We start from the raw sequence: 7,042 nt of genomic DNA on the forward strand, positions 1-7,042 counted from the left end.
GCACGGTCGTGGTGACCATGGGATTGGTCTATCTGCTGTCGATGGCCACCGAGATGTCGGTCTTCGTCACGTCGACGGTGTCGATGTTCGGCATCGCGCTGGCGGTCGATTATTCACTGTTCATCCTGATGCGGTTCCGCGAGGAACTGCGCTCCGGCCGCGACCCCGCGCAGGCGGCCGATGCCGCGATGGCGACGTCGGGCCTTGCCGTGCTGCTGTCGGGTCTGACCGTCATCGCATCGGTTACCGGCATCTACCTGATCGACACTCCCGTCCTCGCCTCGATGGCCACCGGAGCGATCCTCGCGGTGGCGGTCGCCGTGCTGACCTCGACGACGTTGATCCCCGCGGTGCTCGCCACCTTCGGCAAGGCCGCCTCCAAGCGGTCGTCGTGGTTGCACGTATCCCGTCGACCGGAGACCACGCAGTCGCGGTTCTGGACCCGTTGGGTGGGCTGGGTCATGCGGCGGCAGTGGATGTCGGCGATCGGCGCGGCACTGGTTCTGCTGGTGCTGGCGGCCCCGGCCTTCGGCATGACCCTGGGCAACAGCCTGCAGCGCCAGTTCGAGCCCACCCACGAGATCCGCGGCGGCGTCAACGCCGCGGCCGAGGCACTCGGGCCTGGCGCACTCGGCCCCATCCGCGTCCTCGTCACCTTCCCCGACCACAACGCCAACGGCCCGTCGAACACCGCGGCGCTCGACGCCATCCAGCAGAAGATGTCGCAGGGACCGGACGTCGCGACGGTCATGCCGCCGGTGTTCGGCAACGACAACCGCAGCGCGCTGCTGTCTGCGGTGCTGTCGGTGGACCCGGAGGACGCCGCCGCCCGCAAGACCGTGGACTGGATGCGCGCGGAGATCCCCTCGGCGGCGCCGGGATCGTCGGCCACCATCGACGTCGGCGGACCAACGGCACTGCTCAAGGACTTCGACGATCGCGTCGCCGAGACCCAGCCGATGGTGTTCGGGTTCGTCGCGCTGATCGCATTCGTGATGCTGCTGATCTCGATCCGTTCGGTATTCCTGGCGCTCAAGGGCGTCATCATGACCGTCCTGTCGGTGGCGGCCGCATACGGCAGCCTGGTCGTGGTCTTCCAGTGGGGTTGGCTGGAGGCGCTCGGCTTCGAGCCGCTGACCTCGCTGGACAGCACCATTCCGCCACTGGTGCTGGCGATGACCTTCGGGTTGTCGATGGACTACGAGATCTTCCTGCTGACCAGGATCCGAGAGCGCTTCCTGCAGACGAACAACACGCGCGACGCGGTCGCGTACGGCGTTAGCACCAGCGCCCGCACCATCACCAGTGCCGCGCTGATCATGATCGCGGTGTTCATCGGCTTCGCGTTCGCAGGCATGCCGCTGGTCGCGCAGCTCGGTGTCGCGTGCGCGGTGGCGATCGCCGTCGACGCAACCATCGTCCGGCTGATCCTGGTTCCGGCGCTGATGGCGATGTTCGCGCAATGGAACTGGTGGCTGCCCGCCTGGCTCGACCGCATCCTGCCATCCGTCGACTTCGAGAAGCCATTGCCAAAGGCGGACATCGGCGATCTCGTCGTGATCCCCGACGACATCTCGACGATGGGTCCGTCGGGCGCCGACATCCGCAACGTGGTCAAATCTGCCGCAAAGCTCAAAGTCCTTGCGCCACAGACCATCACCGTGGCCGACCCGCTCGCCTTCAGCGGCTGCCTGCCACCGGGCGGCTCCCTGGGTCAGCACGTCAAGGGCGGTGACGAGCCGCTCGCCAAGCTCCTCCCCGGCGACACCGTGCGCATCCCCAGCCACCAGGGCGCGAACCCGAAGTCGGGCAGCGCGAAGACGGGGCGAATCTACCGTCCGGGCGGACGGAGCGGCGGCGCGAACGGCAGCAGGTCCGGCAAGTTCTTCCCGCGGCAACCCGTCCACCCGGTCACCATGTGGCGGGGCCGGCTTGCGGTGGCATTGGATGCGCTGGCAACCGCCGCCGACGCCGACCAACCCACCGTCCGTCGACTCAGCCCCATGGAGACCACCAACGTCCTGCTGCCGACCGGCGACCGGCTGCAGATCCCGACCGGCGCCGAGACCCTGCGCCTCAAGGGCTACCTAATCATGTGCCGTAACGCTGCCAGGGACTTCGCAGAGTTTGCCGATCTGGTCGAGTCCATGGAAACTCAGACCGCGGCGGTGGTGCTGTCCGGAATGGACCGGTACTACTGTGGACAACGGTTGAGAAGCCAGTGGGTGGCTACGCAGCTCGTTCGGCGATTGGCAGATCCGAATCCGACCGACGAGGACGACGAGTGGCTGGCGGGCTCCGATGCTGAGGCCGATTGGGCGCACGTCAGGCAGCGTTGCCTCGCGGTGGCCGTGGCGATGTTGGAGGAGGCGAGGTGACGTTGACTTCTGATACGCGGGACCAGCGCAACGACGCTGCTCCCGGTCGGCCCCGCCCTGCGTCGGCGGCCAATCGACGACGTCAACCCGTCGACCAGCGACCGGTCGAGTTCTGGCCGACGTCCTCGATCCGCGCTGCGCTGGAAACCGACGACCTCACCGTCTGGCAACGCATCGTCGTCGCCATCAAGCGCGATCCGTACGGCAGGACCGCCCGCCAGGTCGAAGAGGTACTCGACACCGCGCGCCCCTACGGCGTCTCGAAGGCGTTGACCGAGGTACTGACCCGTACTCGTGCGAACCTCGAAGCAAATGAGTGCGCCGAGGTCTCCAGACACATCCTGATGCTGCTGCAACGATCCGGTCTTGCCCAGCAGGAGTTCGCCTCCCGGATCGGCATCCCCAACGACGAGTTCGCCGCCTATCTCAGCGGCTCGACCAGCCCTGCGGCCTCCCTGATGATCCGGATGCGGCGGCTGTCGGACCGGTTCGCCAAGATGAACGACAACCGCACCGACTGACCGGTTCGCCCGTGCCCGCTACCTTCGTGCTGATTCCCGGTGCTGGCGGCAGCGCCTGGTACTGGCACCTCGTCACACCGCTGTTGACTGCGGCCGGTCACGACGCGATCGCCGTCGAACTGCCTGCAGCCGATCCGACCGCCGACCTCGATGCCTATGCGGACACCGTGGTCCGGGCCGTCGCCGACGCCCGCGAGCCGCTCGTCGTGGTGGCCCAGTCGATGGGCGCGTTCACCGCACCGATCGTGGCGTCCCGTCGGCCGGTGGCGATGATCGTCCTCGTCAACCCGATGGTGCCGTTGGCCGGCGAGTCACCGGGTCAGTGGTGGACCGCCACCGGACAATCCGCCGCCCGGTCGGAGTACTTCAGTCGAATTGGGTTGGGTGACAGGGCATTCGACGAAGTCGAGGACTACTTTCACGACGTTCCGGCCGCCGTGCGCGCCGAAGCCCTGCGTCAACCCGAACCGGAACAGGCCGACGCACCCTTCGAGCGCGCCTGGCCGCTGGACGCCTGGCCCGACGTGCCAACCAGAGTGCTGCAGGGCAGCGACGACCGGCTGTTCCCCCTCGAGTTCCAGCGCCGCGTCGCCAGGGACCGGTTGGGCTGCGACGTCGACGTCATGCCCGGCGGACACCTGTCGTCGCTGAGCCAACCCCAGGTGTTGGCCACGCGGCTGCTGGAGTACCTCAGCGAGAGCTGATCGGTGCCAGATCGTCGACCAACCAGCGTCCGTCCTGCTTCAGCAACGTCACCCGCAGCGGCAGCGGGACCGTCTCGGGCTGCTTGCCAGGGGCGTTCTGGGTACCGCGCATGACGACCGCGACGACGGCGGCGTCCGGGCCGATGGCCTCCACCCCCGCGACAACGGTGCTGGCCTGAACGGTATAGCCCTTACTGGTCAAATCCTTTGACATGGAGTCGAATTCGCCCCGGAAGGCCTCGGCGCCACGCGGGGTCATCAGCGCCGTGACACGGTCGACATTGGCGGTCGGATTCTGCGGAGTGAAGGTGGCCGACGCCTCGGCTGCGCTACTGGCGATGCCGACCACCTCGTCCGCGTCCCGGTGCAGCGCGCCATCCGGCGCCGTCCACTGCGTGTAGCCCACGGCGACGGCGGCCACCAGCGCCGCGGTGGCCAGCCCCACCAAGGCCAGCCGCAGCCCGGGTCCGTCGTCGTCGGTGCCGACCGTCACCCCGTCGCGCCGGAACAGCACGAAGTCGACGATCACCCCCTGCACGATGAGCAGGCACAGGATCGAGCACGCCGACACCCACCACAGCGGCCAGCCCAGCGCGACGCCCACATAGAGCAGGCCGACGACCGCCGCGAGGGGTGCGAGCACGTCGAACGCGAGGATCCGCAGCCGGTTCCTCATCGAATGGTCTCCAGCCGCGACACCAGAAGCTTGCCGTCGACGTCGGACACGGCCAGCCGCAGGTTCCAGTGCACGGTCAGCGGATCGGCTCCGGCGTTCTGACTCACCGAGGTGGCGACGACGATGACGTTGTCGGTACGCGCCGCCACCGTGGCCAACTCGGGCTGCGGGGGTGCAGGCAGGGCCGCGTCCCCGGGCTTCGCGTGGTACAGCGATTCAATGGCCACCGACTCGACCCGGCCCACGGTTTGTGATTGCAGCTTCTGCACCACCTGGCTGAACGGCTCCACCGCGGCCTCGAAGTTGGCGTTGAGCTGACCCACGGTGCCGTCGTGCAGGGTCTTCATGCTCTGCGTGACCGTGCCGGAGTTCATGTTGATCAGAACGTTCGTCCAATCGGCGGCCGCCTGCAGAACGCTGGTCTGGTACTCGCGTTCGTCGACGTCGTTGCGGTGACCCACCCACATCAAGGTCGCCAGCACGACGGCTGCCACGGAGATGACGCCGAGAATCGCCGACCCGATGCCGAAGCCGCTGAACACCCCACCGGCCCGCGCGGGCGTCGGGGTCTTGCTGGGCTCCTCGTCGGACATGCGCGTGAGGGTACCCGGCGTTGCCCGGCGCGAGTTTCAAGCGCTCCGCCCAGCGCCCGCTGGGGTCCGCAAACCGCGAGAACGCCCGTCGACGTGCGTGGGCTCGGCGCACCAACGGGCCGGTGGCAGGATGGGCGGCGTGACGATTGAAGCGAATCGCAACCAAGAGACCTCCAACTCCGGCATCGACCTCTCCTACGTCGACGATGCAGCGCGCCCTCAGGACGACCTATTCGGCCACGTCAACGGGCGCTGGCTGGCCGATTACGCCATCCCCGCGGACCGCGCGACCGACGGAGCGTTCCGGCTGCTCGCCGACCGCGCCGAGGAACAGGTTCGCGACCTGATCATCGAGGCCAGCGAGACTGGCTCCCCCGCGGGCACCGACGAGCAGCGCGTCGGCGATCTGTACGGCAGCTTCATGGACTCCGACACCGTCGCACGGATCGGTGTGCAGCCGCTGCTCGACGAGTTGGCCATCATCGACGCCGCCGCCGACCCCACCGCGCTGGCTGCCGTCCTCGGCGGTCTGCAGCGCACCGGCGTCGGCGGGGGTACCGGCATGTACGTCGACACCGACTCCAAGGACTCCACCCGGTACCTGCTGCATCTGTCGCAGTCCGGCATTGGCCTGCCCGACGAGTCCTACTATCGCGACCCTCAGCACGCCGAGATCCTCGCCGCCTACCCGAAGCACATCGCGAGGATGCTCGCGCTGGTCCTCGGCGAGGAGCCGCAGCCCAACGAGTGGGAGGCAACCGCGGCGCGCATCGTCGCACTGGAGACCAGGATCGCGGCGGCGCACTGGGACGTGGTGAAGCGCCGCGACGCCGACTTGACCTACAACCTGCGCACGTTCGCCGACCTGATCGACGAGGCACCCGGCTTTGACTGGGGCGGCTGGATCACCTCCACCGGCGCTTCGCTGAAGAAGGTCGCCGAGGTCGTGGTCCGGCAACCCGACTTCCTGACGGCGTTCGCCGAGTTGTGGACCGAAGCCGATCTCGAAGACTGGAAGTGGTGGCTGCGCTGGCGGCTGATCAGCGCGCGCTCGTCGCTGCTCACCGATGCCGTGGTGGCCGAGAACTTCGACTTCTACGGCCGCACGCTGAGCGGCACCGAGGAGATCCGCGACCGGTGGAAGCGGGGCGTTTCCCTCGTCGAGAACCTCATGGGCGACTCGGTCGGCAAGCTCTACGTCGAGCGGCATTTTCCGCCGGGCGCGAAGGCTCGAATGGACGAATTGGTGGCCAACCTGCGCGACGCCTACCAGCTCAGCATCAGCGAGCTTGAGTGGATGACGCCGGAGACGCGCGAGCGAGCGTTGGCCAAGCTGGACAAGTTCACCCCCAAGATTGGTTATCCCGTTCGCTGGCGCGACTATTCGGCTCTGGTGATCGACCGTGGCGACCTGTACGGCAACTACCAGCGCGGCAACGAGGTGGGTTACGACCGTGAGCTGGCCAAGCTGGGCGGGCCGGTCGACCGCGACGAATGGTTCATGACGCCGCAGACCGTGAACGCGTACTACAACCCCGGAATGAACGAAATCGTCTTTCCTGCAGCGATTCTCCAGCCCCCGTTCTTCGACGCCGAGGCAGATGACGCCGCCAACTACGGGGGCATCGGCGCGGTGATCGGTCACGAGATCGGGCACGGCTTCGACGACCAGGGCGCCAAGTACGACGGCGACGGCAACCTCGTCGATTGGTGGACGGACCGCGACCGCACCGAATTCGGTACGCGCACAGACGCCTTGATCGCGCAGTACGAGACCTTCGTCCCACGCCAATTGAGTGGACGCCCCGACGCCCACGTCAATGGCGCCTTCACCGTCGGGGAGAACATCGGCGACCTGGGTGGGCTGTCGATCGCGCTACTGGCCTACGAGCTGTCCCTGGACGGCAAGCCTGCACCCGTCATCGACGGCCTGACCGGCGTGCAGCGCGTCTTCTTCGGCTGGGCACAGGTGTGGCGCACCAAGTCTCGCGATGCCGAGGCCATCCGCAGGCTAGCCATCGACCCGCACTCGCCGCCCGAGTTCCGTTGCAACGGCATCGTCCGCAACCTCGATGCCTTCTACGACGCGTTCGAGGTAAGCGAGTCCGACGAGCTGTACCTGGAACCCGCTCAGCGCGTGCATATCTGGAACTGACGGCCCGAAACGAAC

General features: G+C 67.5%; 6 protein-coding genes. 4 read left to right on the forward strand and 2 right to left on the reverse strand.

What is annotated here, in order from left to right:
* From ABW137_RS10130 to ABW137_RS10140, 3 genes are all read left to right on the forward strand, one after another.
* The coding region (locus ABW137_RS10130; RefSeq protein WP_526399440.1) for an MMPL family transporter at positions 1-2,378 on the forward strand (2,378 nt) is incomplete at its 5' end.
* Positions 2,375-2,899 (forward strand): XRE family transcriptional regulator, encoded by a 525-nt coding sequence (locus tag ABW137_RS10135; protein WP_526399442.1) that lies wholly within the window; start codon positions 2,375-2,377, stop codon positions 2,897-2,899. The genes ABW137_RS10130 and ABW137_RS10135, both read left to right, overlap by 4 nt.
* 11 nt (positions 2,900-2,910) lie before the next feature.
* Positions 2,911-3,603, forward strand: a complete 693-nt coding sequence (locus tag ABW137_RS10140; protein WP_526399444.1) for an alpha/beta fold hydrolase — start codon at positions 2,911-2,913, stop codon at positions 3,601-3,603.
* Here ABW137_RS10140 and ABW137_RS10145 read toward each other — a convergent pair.
* Both ABW137_RS10145 and ABW137_RS10150 read right to left on the reverse strand, forming a co-directional pair.
* A complete protein-coding gene (locus ABW137_RS10145) occupies positions 3,590-4,279 on the reverse strand; it encodes a nuclear transport factor 2 family protein (RefSeq protein WP_526399446.1) in 690 nt (229 codons plus the stop codon). The two genes, ABW137_RS10140 and ABW137_RS10145, sit on opposite strands and share 14 nt — an antisense overlap.
* The gene (locus tag ABW137_RS10150; RefSeq protein WP_526399448.1) at positions 4,276-4,872 is read right to left on the reverse strand and encodes a hypothetical protein; all 597 of its coding nucleotides are present in this window, start codon (positions 4,870-4,872) and stop codon (positions 4,276-4,278) included. Before ABW137_RS10150 ends, ABW137_RS10145 begins: the two co-directional genes overlap by 4 nt.
* A 130-nt stretch (positions 4,873-5,002) precedes the next feature.
* On the opposite strand from ABW137_RS10150, the gene ABW137_RS10155 reads away from it, so the two are divergent.
* Positions 5,003-7,027 carry a M13 family metallopeptidase gene (locus tag ABW137_RS10155; protein WP_526399450.1) on the forward strand — a complete coding sequence of 675 codons (2,025 nt, stop codon included), beginning with the start codon at positions 5,003-5,005 and terminating at the stop codon, positions 7,025-7,027.
* Positions 7,028-7,042 lie beyond the last annotated feature (15 nt).

Source organism: Mycobacterium sp. (genome assembly GCF_040509115.1).
Classification (GTDB): Bacteria; Actinomycetota; Actinomycetes; order Mycobacteriales; family Mycobacteriaceae; genus Mycobacterium.

Excerpts from the sequence above, each read along its gene's own strand:
- ABW137_RS10145 (WP_526399446.1), bottom strand. The coding sequence starts at position 4,279 with ATGAGGAACCGGCTGCGGATCCTCGCGTTCGACGTGCTCGCACCCCTC.
- ABW137_RS10150 (WP_526399448.1), bottom strand. The coding sequence starts at position 4,872 with ATGTCCGACGAGGAGCCCAGCAAGACCCCGACGCCCGCGCGGGCCGGT.
- ABW137_RS10155 (WP_526399450.1), top strand. The coding sequence starts at position 5,003 with ATGGGCGGCGTGACGATTGAAGCGAATCGCAACCAAGAGACCTCCAAC.